This window comes from Nostoc sp. CCY0012 (assembly GCF_963920855.1).
Taxonomy (GTDB): domain Bacteria; phylum Cyanobacteriota; class Cyanobacteriia; order Cyanobacteriales; family Nostocaceae; genus Cyanocohniella.
Genome location: NZ_CAWUDM010000057.1, coordinates 1 through 21,703, shown reverse-complemented (window position 1 = coordinate 21,703; position 21,703 = coordinate 1). Strand labels below are relative to the sequence as shown.

General features: G+C 41.1%; 16 protein-coding genes. 4 read left to right on the top strand and 12 right to left on the bottom strand.

Annotation, left to right across the window (positions count from 1 at the left end; translation table 11 throughout):
- Positions 1-81 precede the first annotated feature (81 nt).
- From ACM0OS_RS17270 to ACM0OS_RS17245, 6 genes are all read right to left on the bottom strand, one after another.
- Positions 82-1,725 (bottom strand): restriction endonuclease subunit S, encoded by a 1,644-nt coding sequence (locus tag ACM0OS_RS17270; RefSeq protein WP_414544429.1) that lies wholly within the window; start codon positions 1,723-1,725, stop codon positions 82-84.
- Positions 1,722-2,129, bottom strand: a complete 408-nt coding sequence (gene vapC, locus ACM0OS_RS17265; RefSeq protein WP_414544428.1) for a type II toxin-antitoxin system tRNA(fMet)-specific endonuclease VapC — start codon at positions 2,127-2,129, stop codon at positions 1,722-1,724. Before vapC ends, ACM0OS_RS17270 begins: the two co-directional genes overlap by 4 nt.
- A complete protein-coding gene (locus tag ACM0OS_RS17260) occupies positions 2,126-2,380 on the bottom strand; it encodes a hypothetical protein (protein ID WP_414544427.1) in 255 nt (84 codons plus the stop codon). Before ACM0OS_RS17260 ends, vapC begins: the two co-directional genes overlap by 4 nt.
- Positions 2,381-2,450: 70 nt before the next feature.
- Complete coding sequence (locus ACM0OS_RS17255) at positions 2,451-2,693, bottom strand: DUF2281 domain-containing protein (protein WP_414544426.1); 243 nt, start codon at positions 2,691-2,693, stop codon at positions 2,451-2,453.
- Between the two features lie 42 nt (positions 2,694-2,735).
- Positions 2,736-3,353 (bottom strand): Uma2 family endonuclease, encoded by a 618-nt coding sequence (locus ACM0OS_RS17250; protein WP_414544425.1) that lies wholly within the window; start codon positions 3,351-3,353, stop codon positions 2,736-2,738.
- Positions 3,354-3,379: 26 nt separating this feature from the next.
- Positions 3,380-4,837: an N-6 DNA methylase gene (locus tag ACM0OS_RS17245; protein ID WP_414544424.1), complete on the bottom strand. Its 1,458-nt coding sequence runs from the start codon at positions 4,835-4,837 to the stop codon at positions 3,380-3,382.
- 315 nt (positions 4,838-5,152) lie between these two features.
- On the opposite strand from ACM0OS_RS17245, the gene ACM0OS_RS17240 reads away from it, so the two are divergent.
- Positions 5,153-5,767, top strand: a complete 615-nt coding sequence (locus ACM0OS_RS17240; RefSeq protein ID WP_414544423.1) for a Uma2 family endonuclease — start codon at positions 5,153-5,155, stop codon at positions 5,765-5,767.
- 196 nt (positions 5,768-5,963) lie between these two features.
- Here ACM0OS_RS17240 and ACM0OS_RS17235 read toward each other — a convergent pair whose 3' ends face one another.
- From ACM0OS_RS17235 to ACM0OS_RS17225, 3 genes are all read right to left on the bottom strand, one after another.
- Positions 5,964-6,437: a hypothetical protein gene (locus tag ACM0OS_RS17235; RefSeq protein WP_414544422.1), complete on the bottom strand. Its 474-nt coding sequence runs from the start codon at positions 6,435-6,437 to the stop codon at positions 5,964-5,966.
- Between the two features lie 161 nt (positions 6,438-6,598).
- Positions 6,599-9,928, bottom strand: a complete 3,330-nt coding sequence (gene hsdR / locus ACM0OS_RS17230) for a type I restriction-modification system endonuclease (protein WP_414544421.1) — start codon at positions 9,926-9,928, stop codon at positions 6,599-6,601.
- Between the two features lie 1,887 nt (positions 9,929-11,815).
- Positions 11,816-12,328, bottom strand: coding sequence for a hypothetical protein (locus tag ACM0OS_RS17225; RefSeq protein ID WP_414544420.1), 513 nt, complete (start codon positions 12,326-12,328; stop codon positions 11,816-11,818).
- Positions 12,329-13,489: 1,161 nt separating this feature from the next.
- On the opposite strand from ACM0OS_RS17225, the gene mobV reads away from it, so the two are divergent.
- Positions 13,490-15,256, top strand: a complete 1,767-nt coding sequence (gene mobV, locus ACM0OS_RS17220; protein WP_414544419.1) for a MobV family relaxase — start codon at positions 13,490-13,492, stop codon at positions 15,254-15,256.
- 581 nt (positions 15,257-15,837) lie between these two features.
- Here the strand turns inward: mobV and ACM0OS_RS17215 are convergent.
- The 3 genes from ACM0OS_RS17215 to ACM0OS_RS17205 form a co-directional block, all read right to left on the bottom strand.
- Complete coding sequence (locus ACM0OS_RS17215) at positions 15,838-16,386, bottom strand: GNAT family N-acetyltransferase (protein WP_414544418.1); 549 nt, start codon at positions 16,384-16,386, stop codon at positions 15,838-15,840.
- Positions 16,387-16,604: 218 nt separating this feature from the next.
- On the bottom strand, positions 16,605-19,034 hold the full coding sequence (locus tag ACM0OS_RS17210) for a VapE domain-containing protein (protein WP_414544417.1): 2,430 nt from the start codon (positions 19,032-19,034) through the stop codon (positions 16,605-16,607).
- A 277-nt stretch (positions 19,035-19,311) separates the two neighbouring features.
- The gene (locus ACM0OS_RS17205) at positions 19,312-20,031 is read right to left on the bottom strand and encodes a hypothetical protein (protein WP_414544416.1); all 720 of its coding nucleotides are present in this window, start codon (positions 20,029-20,031) and stop codon (positions 19,312-19,314) included.
- 781 nt (positions 20,032-20,812) lie between these two features.
- On the opposite strand from ACM0OS_RS17205, the gene ACM0OS_RS17200 reads away from it, so the two are divergent.
- Positions 20,813-21,226 carry a hypothetical protein gene (locus ACM0OS_RS17200; protein ID WP_414544415.1) on the top strand — a complete coding sequence of 138 codons (414 nt, stop codon included), beginning with the start codon at positions 20,813-20,815 and terminating at the stop codon, positions 21,224-21,226.
- Between the two features lie 11 nt (positions 21,227-21,237).
- On the top strand, positions 21,238-21,703 hold a 466-nt coding region (locus ACM0OS_RS17195; protein ID WP_414544414.1), incomplete at its 3' end, for a hypothetical protein.

Genomic DNA, 21,703 nt, shown 5'->3' with positions numbered 1-21,703 from the left:
TTTCAGCGATAAATAGAGGGTGTCAAGCTCTGGTGTGAGAGGATAAGTTATTGAGTTGGCGCGATCGCTAGTTTGTCTTCGCTACTCCAACCCCAGGTCTAGCTGCACCGATTCTTCTTGTTGTGGTTGTGTTTTTTTGGTACGTCGTGCGCTGGTTTTGGTGGTGGTCACTGAGCCTAGTCGAAGTGTGGATTTTTTGGCTGTTTTGGTTTGGAGTTTGGCGCGTTCTGCGCGGATGCATTCTAGCAGGACGGATGCTGGTTCGTCGTCGGGGTCTTGGGGTACGAGTTCACCGCGAAAGGCTTTGGCTAGGATTGATTGATTTAGCAACTCAAGTAATTGAGTTTTTTCTGTCACTTGATATTCTATTTTTTCTGAGAACTCAACTAATTGTTTAACTCTTCTAACTATTTCTTTCTGTTCTTCTAAAGGTGGTATAGGGAAAACTAGACTACTCAAAATAGTCTGATTCAAAAAATCTCTTGTGCTACCAGAACATAATTCAGACACCTGATTTAAGATAAATGGCGAACCACGAAATAAAAAGCAAAAATAATCAGGTAGCATATAATTTTCTGCCAGAGATACACGAATAAGATTTGTTGAAATCCTCGCCTCACCTATTCCATGTGGCACAACACATACCTCTCCTACTGTTCCTGAGCGTGAAATTAGTATATCTTTCTCTTGTGCATCATAATCGGCAATTTCTTTAGCTTTTACTTCATCAATATAAATTTTATTTCTATTAATAAAACCAGTAGAACTAATATTTTCAATACCCAAAACAGGTATACCATAAGTTCGGTAATCATCTTTTTTCAATAAACTACCAAAGGGGCCAGTTTTAAGACCAGTTCGTTTTTGTGAAAGAAACGGTTTTAAAAAGCTATAAGTCCAGTTTCCTATGAGTGGAGGAAGGTTGATCATATCTGGAGTAGGAGGCTCTTCATACTTCTCCTTCCACTTATCATCCTTCGGTGTTTTACCACTCGCCTTCATCTTTTCTAATTCCGCTTCTTCCCAACGGCGGCGACGTTCTGCACGAATGCGCTCAAGTAAAACCTCAGCAGGTTCAACATCAGGATTCTGCTCCCGCCAATCAGCAGTAAGGTCGCCACGAAAGGCGGCGGCGAGGACAGATTGACGGAACTGGTCTAGCAGTTGAGGAATATCCTCAAGCTCCTCCTTCACTCGCTGACTCCTAGCCTTCAGTGCCTCTATTTTCGCAACTATCCGGCGTTGTTCGTTCAGGGGTGGGAGAAGTACGGGAATATCACCTAATTGTTTTAAGTAAATTCCTTTTTGTGCTGTTCCTTTTGCTTCTTTAAGTAGTTCTTTTTGAACTTGTGGAGATTGAAGCTGATACATAAGAAAATCAGGTATCATGCCAAGTGGAGAAAGAACAGCAACACTTCTTTGAAGTGTAAATAAAGGGATATTATCTGGAACAGTTGCAGTTCTTCCAATTGCACCAACTATTGTTAATAGTACATCACCTGGGCGTACCTGTGTTCGCTTGTCTTCTATTTCAAAAGCCTTTTTTTCGATAAATCTATAATCATTAAAATTAATTTGTCCGTTTTCAATGTTTCTAGCACTAAGCATTGGAAAACCACGCTCTTGCTTCGGTGGAGGATTATGAGAACCATCAACAAGTTTTTTAATAACTTGCTTTAGTAAAGCGAATGACCATCCACATGGCAAAGTTTGATATTGGTTCAACTCTCCTCCTCCCAATCCTCTATTTGCAACCCATTGACTCGACTAAATTCCCGCGTATTATGCGTAACCAATATCAAATTATTCGCCATTGCAATAGCTGCAATTTGGAAATCATTGGGGCCAATAGGAGTACCATTAGCTGACAATTCTGCACGGATTCTTCCGTAAACGAGGGCAGCAGAATCATCAAACGGCAGCGAAACAAACAACTTGAGAAACTCTTGCTGGCGAGCCAAGGTTATCTCAGGATTATTGCTTTTTATTGCACCATAAAATAACTCACCTTTGACCACAGAACACACAGCAATATCTGCAATATTTGTTGCTCGTAAACGCTCCCGAATTGCCAATGACCTACCATTAAGATAACGAGCGCAAACATTACTATCCAGCAAATATCTCACACAATTTCTTCCCTTTCTTCAAAATCACCTTCAGAATCAATAACAATGGGGTCATCCTGACAACTACCATAAGTCTGCTCAAAAAAACCAGCAGGCCAACCTAATTCCTCTGGTGTTTTTAGCTGATTTGGTTTTTCTAGCGGTTGATAAATCACCATGATTTCTACTTCTTTATCCGTTATCCCTACTGGAATATCTAAATGTAAAATCCCATCTGCCCCGACACGCTTTGATAATTTAATACTGTGCATTTCTGTTTCTCCTTTAGACATTACTCTAGAATATCGACAATAAAAAATTAATCAAAAATACAAGTTATCTTCATGCGTCAGTTTCCTGTAATCCCCCGCGACGACTAGCAATTTCTTTTTCTATTTCATCTCTATTTAATAAAGGTTTACCAGAAGCAACAATCCTAGAGCGAATTTCGCGTAAACGTTCTCCCAAGGGAGTTTTATTGGCAGAGGTTTTCAAGCGAAGAAATTCCACAAAATCTAAAACTTCCTCTTGTTTGTCTGGTGGAAGGGAACGCCAATTGCTTAATAATTCTTGTTCTGCATTCATCTTTACTACCTACCTCTGCTAATCAAGTAAATTCATCACTTATTATTGACCAGCATTAAAAACTTGTTCCGCAGTCAAATTTAACTCAGGGAAAGTAGGAGATATGATTTTATCGCTACCCCGAAACTGACTAACTTGGTATTCCCCATCAATTAGTTGATACACTGAGAAAGTGGGTTGTTTAGGATTACCGATAAATTTTCTAGCTCCTAATGCTGCATAGTCAACAATCCAATATTCAGGAATGCCCATCTCTTCATAATCGGCCAGTTTGAGATAATAATCATCGCGCCAATTTGTACTGACCACCTCAATAACTAAAGGAATTGATGTACCCTTAGTCACAGTAGAAGATTTTTCCCAAAGCGGTTCATCAACTAAAGCAGCGTCATTGAGGATTAATACATCTGGGAAATAACCTGATTCTCTTTCCGGTGGTCTTACTATTGCTTGATTAGGGATAAAGTAGGGGAGATTTAATCGTCTAAACTCTACAGTCAATTCAGCCGCCGAAAATCCTTTTATCCTTTCATGCTTCCCTGTAGGCTGTGCCATTTCGACAATTTCCCCATTGTGCAGTTCGTAGCGTACCCCAGAGTTTTCGGGATACCATGCGATAAAGTCGTCAAAGGTAACTATTTTTGGTAAAGCTTGGGTCATAAGAATTGATGACTGTGGGTTTGCTTTTATTCTAGAAGCGCGGCTTCGTCCTCGGTTTCTTCCTCCCCTTCTAGCAACGCCGTCAACGCCTCCATTTCCGCGATCGCTGTTTGCAACTTCGTCATAATAGCGGCTGCAATTACATCTGGTTCAGGTAAATCATCCCCCGACTGCAAACTTTCATCCCGCAGCCAAGTAATATCCAGGTTTTCGCCGCGTTTAGCAATATCCTCCCGCGTAAAGCAACGCCAGCGTCCCAACTCCCCTTCATCTACACGCGGACTTCCCCCATTAGCATCATCCCCGTAAACTTCTTTAAATGCCCGAAAATGCTCTCTAGTTAAAGGTGTGCGCTTGCCAAAAACAGGTATATTCGTCCGCATATCGTAAAACCACACCTGCTTGGTATTCCCCTTCTCCGTCGTTCCCCGTTGGAAAAACAGCACGTTAGTCTTGACACCTTGAGCGTAGAAAATCCCCGTAGGCAACCGTAAAATTGTATGCAGGTTGCATTTATCCATTAAATCAGCGCGGATGCTACGCCCTTGCCCATCTTCAAACAGCACATTATCAGGTAACACCACCGCCGCCCGTCCTCCAGGTAACAGTCCACGATAGATATGCTGTAAAAAAGCTAACTGCTTGTTGGAAGTAGGATAAGTAAAGTCATCCCGTGTAGGCAATCCGCCGCCCTTTTTCGTCCCAAAGGGAGGATTAGTCAAGATAACATTGGCTTTTGGTAACTGCTGACCATCACTGGAGAGAGTATCACCCAAGTCTACAGCACCCTCAATGCCATGTAGCAGCATATTCATTAATAATAGTCGGTGGGCATCTTGCACCAACTCAATACCGCAGAATGCTTGGTAACGCTGAAACGACTGTTCCGCTTCGCTTAAATCAAATAAATCATCGGTATGTTTTTTAATATAGCGGTCTGAGGCAATTAAAAACCCACCAGTCCCGGCTGCGGGGTCTTGTACCAGTTCCCCCGGTTGCGGTTTGATAAGTTCCACCATGCAATCAATCAAAGGACGCGGCGTAAAGTATTGCCCTGCACCAGATTTTTTCTCACCTGCATTTTTCTCTAACAATCCTTCGTACAAATCGCCCAAGCCTTCTTCCTTGGCGGAGTACCAGTCCAGTTCATCAATGCTTTTGACCAGCTTATTGAGAATTTGCGGTTTTTTCAGGGCAGTTTGGGCATTAGCAAAGATAGCCTGCACCCGTAGCGGCGTATTTTTAGAACCTAACTCTAACAAGGTGGCGCGGTAAAAGTTCATCTGTTCGATGCCATCCTTAACCACCAAATCACCCCAGCGACAGCCTTCTGGGATTTGGCTTTCTGTGCCTGTTTCCTGCGCCATCTTCAGGAACAGCAGGTATGTTAATTCAGTTACATAATCGAGATAAGTAATCCCGTCGTCCCGCAGAACGTGACAGAGATTCCAGAGTTTTTGGACGATATCAGTAGTCGCGCTCAATGTTTTAAATAAGTAGTTACTATATAAATGTCGCTTTGCAATTATACGCAATTAGGTAATGTTGTCAAAGTTTGATATGGTTTTGCTAATTGGCGTAAAGAACAGTTACAACAGATAAATTTATATACTGATTTACTATAGAGTAAGCAAACCCTGTTTAATTATGCTAATTGCTAAGAATATAAATAAAAATTCCCTTGATAATTTTAATTTAAATATTGGAAAATAAATACCATGACAATCAAAAATCATTGAATTATCCCAATGAAAATTGTGAATGTTTTGATAAAGTAAAATATATATGGAGGTAAGATTATGACCCAATCTTTGCCAAAATTACTGACATTTGATGAATTTATCGAATGGTATCCCAACGATAGTAAACGCTATGAATTACGTAACGGAGTAATTTTTGAAATGCCCCCTCCAAACGGAGAACATGAAAAAGTCATAGCATTTTTGTCACGTAAATTAACGGTGGAGTTTGATCGTTTGAATTTACCCTACGGTATTCCTAAAACTGCTCTCGTTAAAACTCCTAGTGCTGAATCTGCTTATTCGCCTGATGTATTGTTATTAAATCTAGACAATCTCAGCAACGAACCGCTTTTTCAAAAGCAGTCAACAGTCAGCCAAGCTGCATCTGTGCCATTGGTGGTTGAGGTTGTATCGACTAACTGGCGAGATGATTACTACAACAAGCTTAGGGATTATGAAGAAATGGGCATTCCTGAATATTGGATTGCTGATTATGCGGCATTGGGAGCTAGGAAATTTATCGGTAATCCCAAACAACCGACTATTTTTGTATGTAGTTTAGTTGATGGTGAATATCAAATGACTCCATTTCAAGGTGACACAGCGATTAAATCACCTACCTTCCCCCAATTAAATTTAACCGCACAGCAGATTTTTGATGCTGCTAACTAATTGATGGTAAATAATTACCATGACAATCAATTTACCTCTGAAATTGTCAAACTTGCCTAATAGTCAATTATATTAATAAAGCTATTAAAATTAAGTATAATAACCTAATTTTTACTTTTAAAATATGCCATAGCTTGTAATGTCATGCTGTTTCACTTGATCAATCTTGCTTTAACGCTGACTACTAATCTTATTATTAACTTTTGGAAACTGAGCTAGCTGGTCTAGGAAACTTACCGTCATAAATAAGTGTATAAGCTCTTCCAAAACTATAATGAAACTTGGGGTTGCCTTGAGCATCTTCATGTTCTCCGATGCTTACCAATCCCCCGAACTCTTCATCCCAACTTTGACCATCTCCTGAAACTCCTTTACAGCCAGAATCGTTATAATAGCTCCAAGTTTTACAGTTAGGATTGTTTGCTAGTTTAAAGTAGCTGACTTCTTTTTCCCAAGATGGCTTTATTTCAACAATAATATAGTCACCCTCTATCCAAGTTTTTATCTTGCATCTGCCCCTGTCTGTTATCCCGGCAGTTGTTTCCAAACGACAGGAACTAATTACATTCCTAACTTCCTGTGCCTGTGCATTACTAAGTACAAAGACACCTGACAACAAAGCTACAAATGCAACCAGAGATTTTAATATTTTCATTTTATAAATAGTCATTTATTTTACATATTAATTAATTATCTAGGGTATCTGCTTGAGTAATTTTACTGTTTATGAACTTGGATATAACTACAGACACACAAGATACAAACATTAGCTTTCAAAGCTTATAATATTGCTTGGCTGTGTCTGACTTAAAGTATAAAATAGCAAAATTATCACCCCACATCTTGCCATAGTGCTTCATTAATCTGCACTAAAATATCTTCTAAACGTCCATTAAAAGCTTTATTTAATCTGACAAAACCACCTTGAGATTTAAATTCTCCCAGGTCTAATGCTTCCTTGTCCACAATAGTTTCTACCTTCAACTGCTTACCAATGCGTTCTAACCATTTGCGCTGGGGTGGTGTCCAATTTTGAGAAGCCAAGATTTTCTTCATTGCCTTGTCCACCCTCTCTTCATAGGGAACTAAAGCATCCCCTAATGTAGCTTGGCGGATAAATCCAATTATTGAAGCAGCAATATCAGCATTAGTCATTTCTCGCCATGCTACCTGCAATATTTTCTCGGAATATCCAGCTAGGTCAAGCATTAACCGCAATTCCTTCAACTGCGCCCTAGTCAATTCACGGGGACGGGTAGTTACAACTATCAAAGCTGGAATTTTGTTCATGTTCTCGCGTAAATATGCCCCAAAACTATCTAAATAATCTTCGGGTTTTTGGGCATTACCATAACCCCTTTCTACCCGTCGCAGGTCATCAGCATGGCGAGAAATTAGCACAGGTTGTCTACCACCATCTCTAGCATCTAACATTTGGGCGATCGCGGAGCGTTGCTTAAACCATTCCTTGAGTTGCTGGGGGTCACTTTGGCGCAGGTGGTTAATCATTTCTGCCATTGGCATCCCGGCTGCGGCTTCAATATTCTCCCGGTTGCTATCCCTCAGTTTTCTTTGCTGGCGTTGCAGTTTGGCTAAAAGTTGGTCAACAATGGTAGCCGCAGCAGTGCTATCGTTGACTGTATTTAATTCTTCCACCAGTTGGGTAAAAGAAATCTTGGGATTAACCGCCACTGGTTTCATCGTAGAGAGAGGAGACAGGGCTGCATATAAATTCACAGCATCATAAATGTAAAAAACTTCTTTTTTAATCTCATCACAGCGTCGGGTTGCCCGTCCTAACATTTGTTCGTAAAGGATGCGCGAGTTCACCCGCCGAATAAATACTAAGTTGCAGATTTCTGGTACATCAATGCCAGTGGTTAATAAATCTACTGTGACAGCAATTTTGGGATTAGCTTCGTTTTTAAAGCGGCGGATTAATTGTAATGGTTTATCAGCCTTGCCAGTAATTTTGAGAACTGCATCATCTTCTACACTGCCATACTGGGCAATCAGTGCTTGTTTTAATAAGTTAACAACAATATCAGCATGATCATCTTTCACACAAAATATCAAGGTTTTTCCTGGCAGTGAAGGGTCAATATTTGCTGCTAAAAATTCACAGATGACTCGATTAAATTCCTCAGTAATAACTTGGCGGTTAAACTGTTCTACCTCAATTCTGACTTCATCCGGGGCATGAACTAAATCAATTGTGCCTGTGATGGGGTCAAAATATTCCATTGCTTCCCCCGCTTGCCACATGATGCCATCTTCACTAAGGGCTGTAACTATGCGGATAGGTGGTTCACAGTCGATGAGGTAGCCATCAATGACCGCTTCTTTGTAACTGTAGGTGTAAACCGGTTCACCAAATATTTGGGTGGTATGCAGTGCGGGGGTGGCGGTAAGTCCAATTTTTACTGCATCAAAATGGTCGAGGACGCGGCGATATTTGGAGATGTAATCGTCATAGTCGCGGAAGGTAAGTTCTGAATCGCTTAATTCTCTATCTAGTAAATATCCCCTGTGGCATTCATCCACGACAATGCAATCATATTGGTCGGCTGTAGGAATGGCTGCGTTCTCGCCTGGGTAGAGGATACGTTTGACAAATGCTTGCACAGTGTCAATGTGGACTTTGGTATCTCTGTCTGGTACTGCATCACCCAGTTCTTTAATCCCGAAAATATCAGCGAAGGTTTGTAGATTCTCTACTCGCGTTTCTTTAAAAACATTACCTGTTTGTTCTCCCAATGCTGTGCGGTCTACCAGGAACAGAACGCGGCGAAAACGTTTAGTTTTCAGGAGACGATAAACCAAAATCAGGCAGGTTTTAGTTTTACCTGTCCCCGTGGCCATTGCCAATAACAGTTCCCTAAAACCTTGGGCTAATCTGGCTTCAACAGCTTGAATGGCTTTGATTTGGTAGTCTCTTAGTTGCAGGTTGTAGTTAAAGCCTTCCTCGGTAAGTAGTTGGTGTGCTTTGTCTACATCTTGATTAAGGGCATCAATGAAAGCTTCTGGTTTGTACCAAGTGGTGAGGGAACGGCGGATGTTTTCCGGACGGCGGACATCACAGAACCAAATACCGCTTTTGGTTTGCAATTGTCGTAAAAATTCCCGTCCGTTGGTGGCGAAGACAAAGGGGACTTGATATTCACCCCAGGGGCCACCGGGTAAGGTTTCATCACTTTGAATTTTGTAGCCGCGACTGTAACGTTTGGCTTGGTCGATGGCAGCATAAACATCGGTGCTTTGCCGTTTGGCTTCGACTACGGCGACTACTAAAAGTCCGACAAAGAAAACATAATCAGCGCGTCCGTCGTTTGTCGGCCATTCGGCGATCGCTAAATTTTTCGCCTTTTGGGGACGAATACCATTACTATAAGTAAGCTGTTCTGAGTCTACCTCCCAACCAGCTGCCCGTAGTTGAGCATCAATGAGGCGGCGGGTTTCCCGTTCATCCAGGTCAATATTATCCCCTGCTTGTTGCGATCGCTGGATGGTTTCTTGAATTGTTTGTGCCGATTGGCTGGCTGCTGTAGTTTGAATAGTTACAAGGCGATTTAAGGCGGCTTGCTTTTCTGCTTCGGCTTCTTTGGCTAGTTCTTCTGCGGAGATGCGACGCTGTGCTTCTTGTTCGGCGGCAATTTGCGCTAGTTCTGCGGCGGTGCGGCTGGCTTGTAACTCAGTCCGCAACTGTGCTAGTTCTTGTTTGAGTGCTTGGGTTTCTCTGGCTGGGTCTTGCGGTGGGACAAAGGGGCCTGGGTGAAAATCAGGATTTTTGGTCTTAATCCGATGAAACCATATTCCTAATTGGTGGGCATATTTAAGGTTGCTGAGGGCAGTCCTTTGGTCGTTGGCAAATCCATGTGTGGCTTCATTCCCTGCCAAGCGTAATTTGTCAAATAATTCATATACTTTGCCTTTGAGGATATTTTTGTCCCGTAGGCGACGCATTAAGTCGATTTGGCGTTCTTCAAAGTTGTACATTCCCACTTGCGCCGCTATCAGTTGCGCTAGGAGTTCGCCAAATTGCCGCAGTTTGATTAGGCAGGTGTTAGGGTCTTCTGTAAAATATCTTTCTGCTAAAGCACCCAGTCGCACCAGTTGCGGGTCATGGATTTCTAGGAAGCCAAAGTTTGGCGATACTAGCATCTTGTCAGTTTTTCTCCGTAGGGCGCTGGGTGGTGTAGTTTGCTACTTGGTTAAATATCTTTTTAACCGATTTTTGCGTATTTTTCAATTAAGTACAATTACTGCGACTAACGTTCTCCGTTACGCAACTGCAAAAACCTTGAATGCCAGAGGTTTGAAAAGAAAAATACTGTTCTTTACGAGTCGTGATGCGTAAATGGTGTTTAGTCGAGATACGCGACGTGAAAGTTGTCTACATTTTTAGGCAATGTATTAACAAACAGAGTTGACAAGGTACATAAAAACCAACCTTGTTCCTGCCTACTATGTGATAGCAAAAATTTTTTCTAATTAAATTTAGAGGAAATTCCCTTCTAACAAAATAAGATTTTAATAACACACTTTGCAATGTTGTCTAAAACAGATTATATTTTTCAAGCTATAATTAAAACAATTGCAGCTTCTTGCCAAAGCTGCAATTAGTAAACGAATAAAATAAGGAGTAGAAATGGTATTTACCATTTTCTTACTGTGCTTCATGCTGCTAACGTTAGCTCAATTAACTAACATAGCCTTGATTGCACTTTTCTTGATAAAGCTGTAGATACTGGACATATCTATGCTTGAAGCCTGGTAGTAATGCCTTTACTACTAGGCTTTCTACTTTATCCATAAATATATTATAGCTATGTCAATTAGTATTTACCAATTAAGTCACTTAATTAAATTAGAAGTACTATTTATTGTAAGTAAGCTTTATGGTAATTCAATTACATGAGTTACTGAAAGTCAGTTACATCAGCTATTCTAAGTTAGATATATCGGAAGTTAGCAGTATTAGTTCATGTAAGTTAGCAGTATTAGTTCATGTAAGTTAGCAGTGTTAGTTCATGTAAGTTAGCAGTATTAGTTCATGTAAGTTAGCTTGTCAATATCTTGAGTATATTGACAAGTCATTTTTGTAAGTTACTTGCAAAAATTAGGATAAAAGTAGCAAAGATACCGTAGGCGAAATATTTCTAAAGGCTGGGAAACCTGCTGTTTTCGTGGAAAACCTCAACAAAAGTTTTCAAAAATCAACCCTCCAATTCGCCAACGGTATCCGTATCTCGGCGGACACTCATAAAGGTGGAAGTGGCTCACCAAATTCTAAAGTGATGAAATTTCCTACACCTATTACGGTATCTCGGCGGACACCCTATTACTGATAACTGCTGTGTATCAGTAGTCATGGTCATGCAAACACTCTGAAAATATGTAATTTTTTGAACGCTATTAATGATTGTAATTAAAAATACTTTTCTTTACTGTGAACAATGAAGTTTGTTATCCCAGCAAAAATATTTACTGCGAGATCATGCGTTTAGCTTATAAGTAGATGCCCAACCAAATGCATGACGCAACCGTTGTAAGGGATTGAACTTGAAAACCAAACACTTTCTTCCTGTTCTGATATAAAAAGTACCCTTCGTTCGGTAAAGAATGCAAAACGGCTCCCAAGCTGACTTGAAAGCCGTTTGCACAATAGAGAAATCTACTTGGGGCTTCATAGATTCAATGTCATGCCCCGGTTTCGGTATAACTGGTTCCATATATTCCATATATCAGCAGATACAACTAGATGACAAATGGTTCCGAAAAATCTTCGTCACCTTATAGAAAATTCATAAATCCCACCACCCATTTCGCCTGAACACCATCTATATATATGTAGTCAATTCAATATCTCGGCACTTTCTTCATTTGAATCTCCCGCCGAAGCGATTGCGCGAACGCGAGTGCGTGTCTGAAAGACTCAGCGCAGAAAGGAGGCAATCGCTTTGGTTTTACTCCCACCACTATCACAAGTCAACACCAGCTTTTTGACATTATTTAATTTATTTTGATTTCTGTCATAATTTCTCTACTTTATTGTCCATAACCCAGTATTCGATTCGCATCTCTCTCTTCTTCAGTCTGTGGTATGTCCATCAATTCCCAGTCATCATCATCATCCTCATCCTCATCATCAGTCTCAACCTCCTGTGCTTGAGCATTGGATTGACTATCGTTATTTGAATGATTATTAGAAATCTCTCTCCAGACAGATGCTGTATCACCTGATGTTCCAAATGTTTGGTTGATAACCACTGGCATAGCACGAACTGGATCTGCATCAATCCCACAAATACGTCGGATCACACTAATTTGTGCTTCTAAATTAGAGATCGCACGAATGCCAATCTGCCTCATTTTCTCCCCACGCAATCCCTCATCAAACAATGCCAATGGCAACCAATGTGCCTTGAGAGTAGATAAAACTAATTCGGGAAAGCTCTCACCTTGATTAAACGGATCAGACTGTAAGTAACTAATTACCCGTCCATCCACACTATCATCTGGGCGCTTTATAGAAATTCTTTGGTGCTTTACATCTGTCATATTTTTGTGGCATGAAAATCTGAATAACAGTAATGCAGATGAAATACATGGAAGCATCACTTACCCTTCAAACGATAACAAACGAATTATTCATGGACAACAAGAAATTTTTTTTCTGTTCAGCTTTTTGAATTTGATAACTCAATTAGCTATAGCTTTTACTATTTGTTTCATTTATCAAAACTATTTTAGATAAATAGTTTCTTTTCTGAATACAAAATTATTCCCTCCATAAAATACACAATATATATAGGGTTTATGTATTTTATCAGTAGCATTTTAGTGTAAGTTAACACTTTTGACCGTGAACGCCTCAAACTAGCAAAAAAAACACTTTTTGATGACAAAAGGGCGTTGTTTGACACCTCAACTAGCTTATTGCAGCCATTTTCAAGTGTAGTTTCATCAAAATTTGTCAACTTCACAGCAATCTAAGGGGCGTAACAAAGCACCAAAATAGCCAGATTTTGAATTTTTTACGCCCATTCCACACCTACTACTTTTAGTCAAATTGCCTTCAAACCCTTATCTAGAGCTATTTTGAGCCACTTTTTTGGCAAAAATTTGACACTTTTTTTATATTACATTTGTGTTGCAAAAGTAATTCAAAAAACCGTTCAAAAAATATTCTGTAGGTATTAATAATACAATTAGTTACAAAACAGTTGCGTCAGTGTTTGAAAAAAGTTGAATGACTCTGAACAAACACAATTATTGTCATTAAACTAGACTTATTGACAACAAAATAGCCTGAAACCCTTGTAATTGCGTTGTTTTTCCCAGTAGTTAGCCAATGGTCACACAAGCATAATTAATAGGAAATTTAAGCAAAGATTGACCCATTCACCAGATTTTCTTCTGTCGGCATCTGCTAATCGTCAAATAGCATCAACATCTGACGAATCCTTGACACTAAAAGCCTGTAAATGGGCAATTAATTAGTTATTTTTATATACTTATGAGAGAAAATTCTTTGTCAAGCTGTGGCACGGGCAGTAGTAGCATTACCGCATGAAGCTTAGGTGCAATTCAGCCATTCCGTACCTATTTCGTAATCAAAATTTTTTGGCGATATTTTAGCCCAGTTCATCCCGACTCAGCTATAAGACTAGTTTACCATTGAAGACATCACAACTAAACTAAATATACAACTGAGGACTTATGGCAGGTTTAGCAATTTTGCGGGTGGTGAAGCTGAAAACCTTTGGCAATATAGGCGGTAGTGAAGCCCATACTGCCAGATTACAAGAAACTCTTAATGCTGACCCACAAAAAATGAACCTCCGGTTGATTGGGGATGATTACCTGCCTTTGGAGGAAATTGTTCAACTCAAAATCAAATTATGCACAAAGTACAAGCCGCGCAAAAATGCTGTGCTGTGTAGTGAGATGTTTTTGAGTGCCAGCCCCGAATATTTTCGACCTCATGACCCATCACGCGCCGGGGAATGGGATTTGCAACGTATGAAAAAGTTTGCTAGTACTTCTAAGATATGGTTGATGGAAAATTACGGTGATAAGTGCGTCAGGGCAGAGTTGCATCTGGATGAAGCTACTCCTCATATTCACGCTTACATTGTTCCTGTCAACGATAAAACTAAACAACTTAGCCACAATGAAATGTTTGGGGGTTCAGCTAAGGAATGCAGAATCAAGTTATCCAAACTGCAAGATAGTTATGCTGCTGCCCTTGCTCCTTTGGGTATTGAACGCGGGGTAAAAGGCAGTAAGGCGACACACACCAAAATTAAGGAATATTACCATGCAGTTAACAGTCAACCTTTGAGTTTGGAATTGGCACGATTAGCTCCCCAGCCTGGAGAAACAGCGCAGCAATTGTATGAACGTATTCAGGCTGACCCAGTTATTCAACAACTTGACCATCAGTTAGCGGATCGTCACCGTGCTATCGAACATGAGCGATGGGCGCATCAAAGCGCGATTGCTAGTGAAAAACTCAGGCAACAACTGGAAGCAGAAAACGCAATGTTGCGGCAGCAGCAAGAACAACTGCGGGACTTAGCCCTGGAAGATGTGGCTTGGCATTTGGGTTTAGACTGTGACCATCAGCATCCTGGGATCTGGAATGCTCACGGATACATCATCAATATTCATAACGACCAATGGAATAACTTTGCTCCTATTCAAAAACAGGGCGGTGATACCAGTATTGATTTGGTAATGCACGTTAACAGGTGTAATTATCGGCAAGCAATCGCGTGGCTGCATGATAGTTTTGGTGCAACCGGGGTAGACAGAGCAGTCATCGCCCAAGCCCGTCAAGTAGCTACTGAATTTGCACAGTTTGAACCCAGACCCAAGTTTATCCCGCCAGCAGCAGACGAACGCCAATGGAATGTAGTACATAACTACTTAACCCAGAACTGTGGAATACTACCCAATTTTGTGCAAGCCGTTCATGAGCAAGGTTTAGTTTATGCTGACGAGCAACAAAACGCCGTGTTTCTCATCCGGGATCTGGACGGTGAAACCAAAGGTGCATTTTCGATGAAAACAAGAGGAGAAGGTCAAGGATATGTGACTCTAAGCAAGCGCACTGAAGGATGGTTTCACTTCAAACTGGGACAACCACCAAAGGGGGAAATTCAAAAAGTTGTGTTGTGTAAATCACCCATTGAGGTACTTTCATTGGCTAGTCTGTCCATCATTGAAAAGCAAGGAAATCCAGAGCGAACAATGTACATGGCAGTCGATAGCCATAAGAGTCTGCCCGTGGATTTTCTCAGCACTATTCCCCATGTAGAAGTTGCCCATCCCAATGATGAGTTTGACACTGGAACGGTGCGAATCATCATGGAACAGTTACATCATGCCCAGCGAGTTAAACCCAAAGGTAAAGATTGGAATGACACGCTGTGTACTTGGAAAAAGAACCAAAAGCAAAAAGGGCCAGAACTGGAACTTTGAAAAAAATAATCAGATTGGGCGGAATTATCCTTCCTAACTCAATACCAATTCAGGGTAGCCACTCCACCCCATTTGGTGCAGAAGATATGAATTGAGTAAACATATCCGGGTTTAGCTCCCTCTTGGTTTCAGTTTTGTAACTTTCTAGGTTACAAATATACTGCAAAAGGGTTGAGTGGTGAATTGTTCAGTCATCTCTATACTACTAATGTAGTATTTAAGTAGTGTTTGTCAGGTGATTGTTTTTTTTTCAATCATTTTTAGCTGTTTTTTCTGTCCAAACTTTTATGCGTACTGTGCGAGAAAAATGATTTTTTTAAATGCCACAAATTAGCCACAAAAATACCATATAGCTACCATAAATTCATCATAAAAGCATCACAAAATCATTCTAGGAACTGCTGAGAACTACTTCTAATTTCCACAAAAATGCCACAGCTTTTGTTATTTCTGCCTGAGAATTAACACAGCAATTACACAAAAGTTACAAAGATGTACTGATGTGTTTTATTACTGAATTTTTCCTACTTTACCCTGTCAATATCGTGCAGCCAAAAGGGATTAGTTAGGCTGCACTGCTTTCAAGACCGAGCTAGTACAAATTGCTCCAAGTCATGATGCTGACCTTTCCAAAATCCATGCTGTTTTAGCACACCCCTACTTTGGAATCCTAACTTGAACAAAAGATTCTTAGAAGCGATATTATTCAACATTACTTCGGCAGTAACAAACCGCAGGTCACACTCAAAAAAACCAAATTGCAGAATAGCTTGTAATGCTTCTGTCATCATGCCTTGTCTCCAATAAGTGCTATTGAGTTCGTATCCTATCTCAGCACTCATTGCTTGTGTGTCCCATGTAAAACCACAAGAACCAATTAAGATGTTATCTTGCTTAGACGCAATTCCCCATCGAATTCCACGCCCCATTTCAAATCGTTTTGTCCGTCGCTCAATGACACCAAATGCTTCTTCCAGTTTCGTGAATGTATCAAGGTCATGAAATTCAGTCACTTTCGGGTCAGAAAACACTGCAAAAACAGCAAGAGCATCTTCTGGGGTTTCTTGACGCAGCAATAAACGTTCTGTATCTAACCTGGGGAAAGACGTAAATGAGACATTTGTGTTCATTTGAGATTTTGCTCTCTTTTAGCTTGAAAGATATCAGCTTCAATTGGTGAAACCAGAGGAGAGCGATTGCCCAAGGAGCAGTGCGTTCCGCGCAATCGCGTAATCTAAAAGCTTACACTGTCCTACTGAAATACAATTCCTGATCTGCGTCCATCTGTTGATCTGCCAAGTTTCCCATCTCTGGGTGCATCTTGAAAACTTGTGGAGATTTAACAGGTTTATTCATAGGTTGTACCTCGCTTAAGTTGCTTAACAGCCTTACGTTCCTCTGCGGTCAACACGTTCCAAACAGCAGATTTAAATTCACTTGTCCATTCTTCTAACAGTGATTCAATCATCCCCCAAGATTGATCCGCGATGCACTCCCTAATCAGCTGTGCATTGGCAATCACTACATCTGTTCCACCTACAACTAGGGAGGTGGAACCAGAGGTGGAACACTCTTCTGTTACTTGTGCTGACGCGGTTTGAGGCTCATTTACAAGTTGTTCCACCCCCGGCTTTTCTAAACTTTTTTCAATTGCTGGTTGCGGTGTTGTTTCAACAGTACTATCAGAATTTGGAAAAGTTTGTCCAGAATTACTGTCACAGGTGGAACACTCTGGCTGTAAGTCTTCTTTAGCAATGGTTTGTGGCTGTTCCACCTCCTGTTCCACCCCCCGTGCCACCTCCTGTTCCACCTCTTGATTTGGTCGAATCCAGGGTCGAATTAAGCGACCGTTAACTCGTTTGCGTACGCCGCTTGTCCAGCCGTGAGAACGCAAAATAGCAGCTACTCGGTTCTGTTCGGCTTTACTTTGCTTGGCTAACTCAATTTTGAGAACATCAGTGAGTATTTCTCCTACAGATACTTCCTTGTGCAAGTCAGCCCAACCCATAATCGCTGCTTCCCAAGGGTCAGTGCTTTGGTATTGTTTATTAGCAGCATCTAACCATTCTTCTTCGGTGTCGGTTAGTCGCCATTGCTCACCATGACGATAGGCGGTGACGGCGGCGGCCCAAATCAGATCACGTTCTTGTTGGAGCTGGTGGATGGGTATTTTCTTGAATAACACCTTGATTACCCAGAAGCGGCGCTCACCAGTGGGGTCATAGAGAAATTCGTCTAGATTGGTAGTTCCCACCAGGATGGATGGGCGGGGGAAATCCTCAATGTCAGTACCATAGGGGCGACGCATTGAGTCTTTCTTTCTTGACAGAAATGCTTTGAGTTGTGAGACATCCTTTTTCTTATAAGCGTTCTCAAACTCGGCATACTCTAAAATCCAATACTGGCTAATTTTTAAAATTTCGTCTTTTTCAGTGCCGTTGAGGTCATCGGTGAAAAAGTCTTCACCTGCTAAAACTTCCCAGAATGTGGATTTGAGAGATTTTTGCTTACCTTGCAGGATGGTAATTTCATCGTGTTTACACCCTGGTTCAAACGCTCTGGCCGCAGCAGCAATTAAGGTGCGTTTCATCAGTGCAGCGTGTAAGGGGTCATTAGTGCCGAAGTAACGTTCGGCTAGGGTATCTAATAAACTGACATCTACGTTGGGGTAAAGCTGGGCTACTGATTCTAAATACTCCACTACTGGGCTGTACGAATGGGCTTGAGCCAGTTGTAAAACAATGCCTTTGGCTTGTTCTTTACTGATGTCAATATCTACATCAATCGCCACTTTTAAATCAATGCGGTCAAGTGGCAATCGCTTACCGTCGAGTTCTACTTGTTTTTTGAGGGTATTCCAGCGTAGGCGATCGCCCCACACGGCACGAATGGCATTCAATTTTTGCTTATACTTACTTTGGGCTGGTCTATCCCGATCGGCTTCAAGGGACAGAGTTTCGTTGAGCGCATCAACTACAATTCGCCTATCCTCAATTGCTTGATTGATATCGTCTGGTGTAGCACCGTCTTCTAACCAGTCTTTAATATCTAATCCTCCATTTTTAGGCAGGTGTGTCCAGTAAAAATCGCTGGGAGGGGCGTATAGCCATTTAGCATTGGGGAAGTCTTTGTTAATATCCTCCATGTGCTTTAACCCAGGTTCGTCACGGTCGGGACAAAGAACTAGGTTAGCATTTTCTAAATCCCCTTGGTAACTGCCATAGGCGCGGTACTTGCCAGCGCCGCCGATGTTTGTTGTGGCAGGTATGCCTAGTTTCCAGAGTGTATCAACTATGTCTTCACCTTCTACGAAAAATATGGTCTTTCCCTGAGCGATCGCTTCTGTGACTTGGGCATAGCGATAAACTGTAACTTGGCGCTGATATTCACGTTTTTTCTCGCCTGGGAAATCTTTGGCTTTTACCCAACAGACTCCACTCCAGTATTCCTGAAAGATGCGCTTTTTGCCGTTGCCGTCATCTATGCGAATGACTTTGATTAATGGTTGTCCGTTGCGATCCCCGTAAATATATTCTTTCTTGCCTTGGGGACGGGGTGATTTTTGGAGATTGGCTGGTGCGTAGTATGGCTTGCCGTTGCGATCTCTTTTCGTTGTTTTCTCCCATCCTGGAGCCTGTTCTGCATCTCGGTTGCAGACTGTTAGTTCCCCGATGGAGTAGCACCAGTCTGTTTTGCCGCAGTGGGGGCAGGGTTGAGCGATAGTTGCTTCTGTTGGCTTGTTATTGATGGATGAGACTGGAAATACTTGTTGTGACATCTGACCATTCCTCCTTGATGTGTGTAGTGGAGGAATTGGAGCTATCCTGGGCAGTAATCTTTTAGTACAAACGTTCGGAAATCTAGAAAGATAAAATTTCTGAATCGCTCTTTTTTGTCTGGGAAAGCTGGTGTTACAATAGCTTTACAGCTCAAAATCTAAGATAAGATTGCTGTTAGGGATATTAATTAGGCTGCGAACCCAATCCCCAATTCCAATTGAATAAACTTAGAAAATCCCGTTGTCCTAGCAGGAAGCGGGGTTTTCGCTATTTATCCTATTCATATTTGCCTAACCAATTTCTGACAAACTCAATCACTTCCGACTCGGAAATTACAAATGCACTGCCTTTTCTCTTGAGAACCAAAACTTTCATATTTCCTATCTCCGTATAAAGATGTTCATTATGATTTGGGGATGCCTTGGTAGGAGGCCATAAAACCAAAACTTTTGCTGTGGGTGTCTTTTGGGCTTCACGGGAGGACATCAAAAACTTGTCTCTATTTTTGTCAAACCAGCTTTTGTAATCTGCCAGCTCAACCAGAGGACAAGGTTCCCAAGTCCCTAACCGATTCTTTTTTCTTCTCACCTGCAAAACCTCTTTGGCTTCGTTGTAGACAATTTCGCTCTCTCCTTTTGATCTAATGGAGATAAACAGGTGAGTTTTGCCAGGAAACCTGACAAACAAGTCGATAGGATTTTTGTCATCGATCTTAAGTACCGGAAAGACTTGTATGCCTTTGCTTTTGAACTCTTCCAGAAGTAGGTAGGTCAATTTTTCCAGTCTGGCAATTTTCTCAATGCGTACCAAAGGCTTGTAAGCCCACGCAAAAAGAAGCAAGCCCGCAGGAATTACTGCGCCTGTAGTTAACGCAGAAGCACCAACTGCCAGAACCATAGCTGAGTCAGCGTTTTTCGCTTCCCTAAGCCACTCTAACGCCGCTTCATTGTGCGGGGGTAGTTGAAAATCGGCAGGTTGGTCTTTCACGGCCAACATTGGAGACACCAGTTATTCATATTAATATTACCTCTACTGATGGTAATACTCGCTACTACATTTTTCACTAAATAGCCATTGATTAGATGGAAAATTAAATATTTTTTGCGATTAGTTAGCGATCGCCTCCGGCACTGCACTGATTCCTCCAAACACGTAATCGCGTTCGTGCAATCGTTAAAGTTTTTTATAAGTAGTTCAAGAAGTTCCCAGTTTTGCACCTAGTTTTTGGGGGGTATTTTGGGAGAAATTTTTGCTGGAAGATATATTTCAAAGCCTAGAACCTTTATATGGTAAATGTCGCAAGTGTTAATATCCATTTACGTTTCACGGGAAAACCTCATTGGCGACAGAATTTTGAGGGATTGTTCAGCTGTCGCACGGCTGAAACCTTGATTCTGGCATTCGTTGCGATAGCGGTAGGTAACTTAGGTTTCAAAAATTTTTTGCAGATACGTTTCAAAGCTACTCCTTAAGTTTTCCAGCGCTAATCAGTTCTTGGCGTATCATCTCAGTCAGTTTCTTACTCATATCAGTGCCTAATTCAGCGCACAACGCCTTAAATAGTCGTCTGTAATCTTCTGGTATTGAAACTCTCACTTGTACTAAATCCTTGTCTGAATTGGGTTTCATTGTGGCTGATTTATCAGTGTTTGTGGCTATATAGGATTCTATTGCTATTCAGCCACTTCCGATAAGCAATGTCTATATATCCACTAAAGCCACAATAGCCACTATAGACTAGAATGATAACAGATGAATTACATCTGTAACTGCCTATATGGTCAACCAAATAAAAAAGGATTACTACAGACAAGCTTTTGAGGCAATCAGTGGCACTTTGTCAAATCGTCGTTGGAGACAAATTAGAAATGAGTTGGAGCGCTCCGGTGTAAGTATCAACCTCAAATCAGTGCAATGTTACGCCCAATTGAAAGTTTCTTATCCCAGGACAGTGCTAACAAAGCAGTCACTCACAGCCTATGAAAATTTCCTGAACAAGTATTCCGATTATCAGGAATTTACAGGAGAATTGATACTTTCAATACTTCGTGAAATTAAACCAAATGTAACAGAAAGAATGCTGATAAATGCTTGGTACAAAGCAGGGTTACAGTTTGGTAAACATTCTGTATACAGCTATTCAGAAGCTTGCAAAATTGTCTTTTTCACAGCGATTACTCGAAACAAATAGGAGCATGACAAATGAAAGAACTTAAGAATAAAGTAGATTCGATTCGCCGCACTCTCAAAGCCAAAGGCATTACTGAAGTAACAGCAGCACAAATTGAAGCTAAAATCTTAGACCTTTGCCCAGATTTTCCAGATGATTGGTGTTCTGATATCCGTTCTGAAGTAATTAATAGCCTAATTAAAGATTTGCAACCATCTGAATTAGCGACTGTAACCGCTAACGGTGTAAGTAATAGCCAACTTGAGGAAGTTTCAAAACTAGAGGAAACCGTGAACATTGCTTCAAAAGCCACTGCACTTGATGGTGAAGAGGAATTTGAGGTGATAGCCCATGAAGCCAATGAATCCCAACCACAGCCAAGCATAGAACAATCTGAAATGCCAGCGATTACCTCTGAAGATGACCCAGAAAACACTGCCATCGCCCTTCAAGAGAAATCAGAATTAGTTGCCAGCACTGCAAATGATATGGGGATTA

Coding starts and splice junctions, on each gene's coding strand:
- ACM0OS_RS17260 (WP_414544427.1), bottom strand. CDS start 2,380: ATGCACAGTATTAAATTATCAAAGCGTGTCGGGGCAGATGGGATTTTA.
- ACM0OS_RS17255 (WP_414544426.1), bottom strand. CDS start 2,693: ATGAATGCAGAACAAGAATTATTAAGCAATTGGCGTTCCCTTCCACCA.
- ACM0OS_RS17250 (WP_414544425.1), bottom strand. CDS start 3,353: ATGACCCAAGCTTTACCAAAAATAGTTACCTTTGACGACTTTATCGCA.
- ACM0OS_RS17240 (WP_414544423.1), top strand. CDS start 5,153: ATGACCCAATCTTTGCCAAAATTACTGACATTTGATGAATTTATCGAA.
- ACM0OS_RS17235 (WP_414544422.1), bottom strand. CDS start 6,437: ATGACTATTTATAAAATGAAAATATTAAAATCTCTGGTTGCATTTGTA.
- hsdR (WP_414544421.1), bottom strand. CDS start 9,928: ATGCTAGTATCGCCAAACTTTGGCTTCCTAGAAATCCATGACCCGCAA.
- ACM0OS_RS17225 (WP_414544420.1), bottom strand. CDS start 12,328: ATGACAGATGTAAAGCACCAAAGAATTTCTATAAAGCGCCCAGATGAT.
- mobV (WP_414544419.1), top strand. CDS start 13,490: ATGGCAGGTTTAGCAATTTTGCGGGTGGTGAAGCTGAAAACCTTTGGC.
- ACM0OS_RS17215 (WP_414544418.1), bottom strand. CDS start 16,386: ATGAACACAAATGTCTCATTTACGTCTTTCCCCAGGTTAGATACAGAA.
- ACM0OS_RS17210 (WP_414544417.1), bottom strand. CDS start 19,034: ATGTCACAACAAGTATTTCCAGTCTCATCCATCAATAACAAGCCAACA.
- ACM0OS_RS17205 (WP_414544416.1), bottom strand. CDS start 20,031: ATGTTGGCCGTGAAAGACCAACCTGCCGATTTTCAACTACCCCCGCAC.
- ACM0OS_RS17200 (WP_414544415.1), top strand. CDS start 20,813: ATGGTCAACCAAATAAAAAAGGATTACTACAGACAAGCTTTTGAGGCA.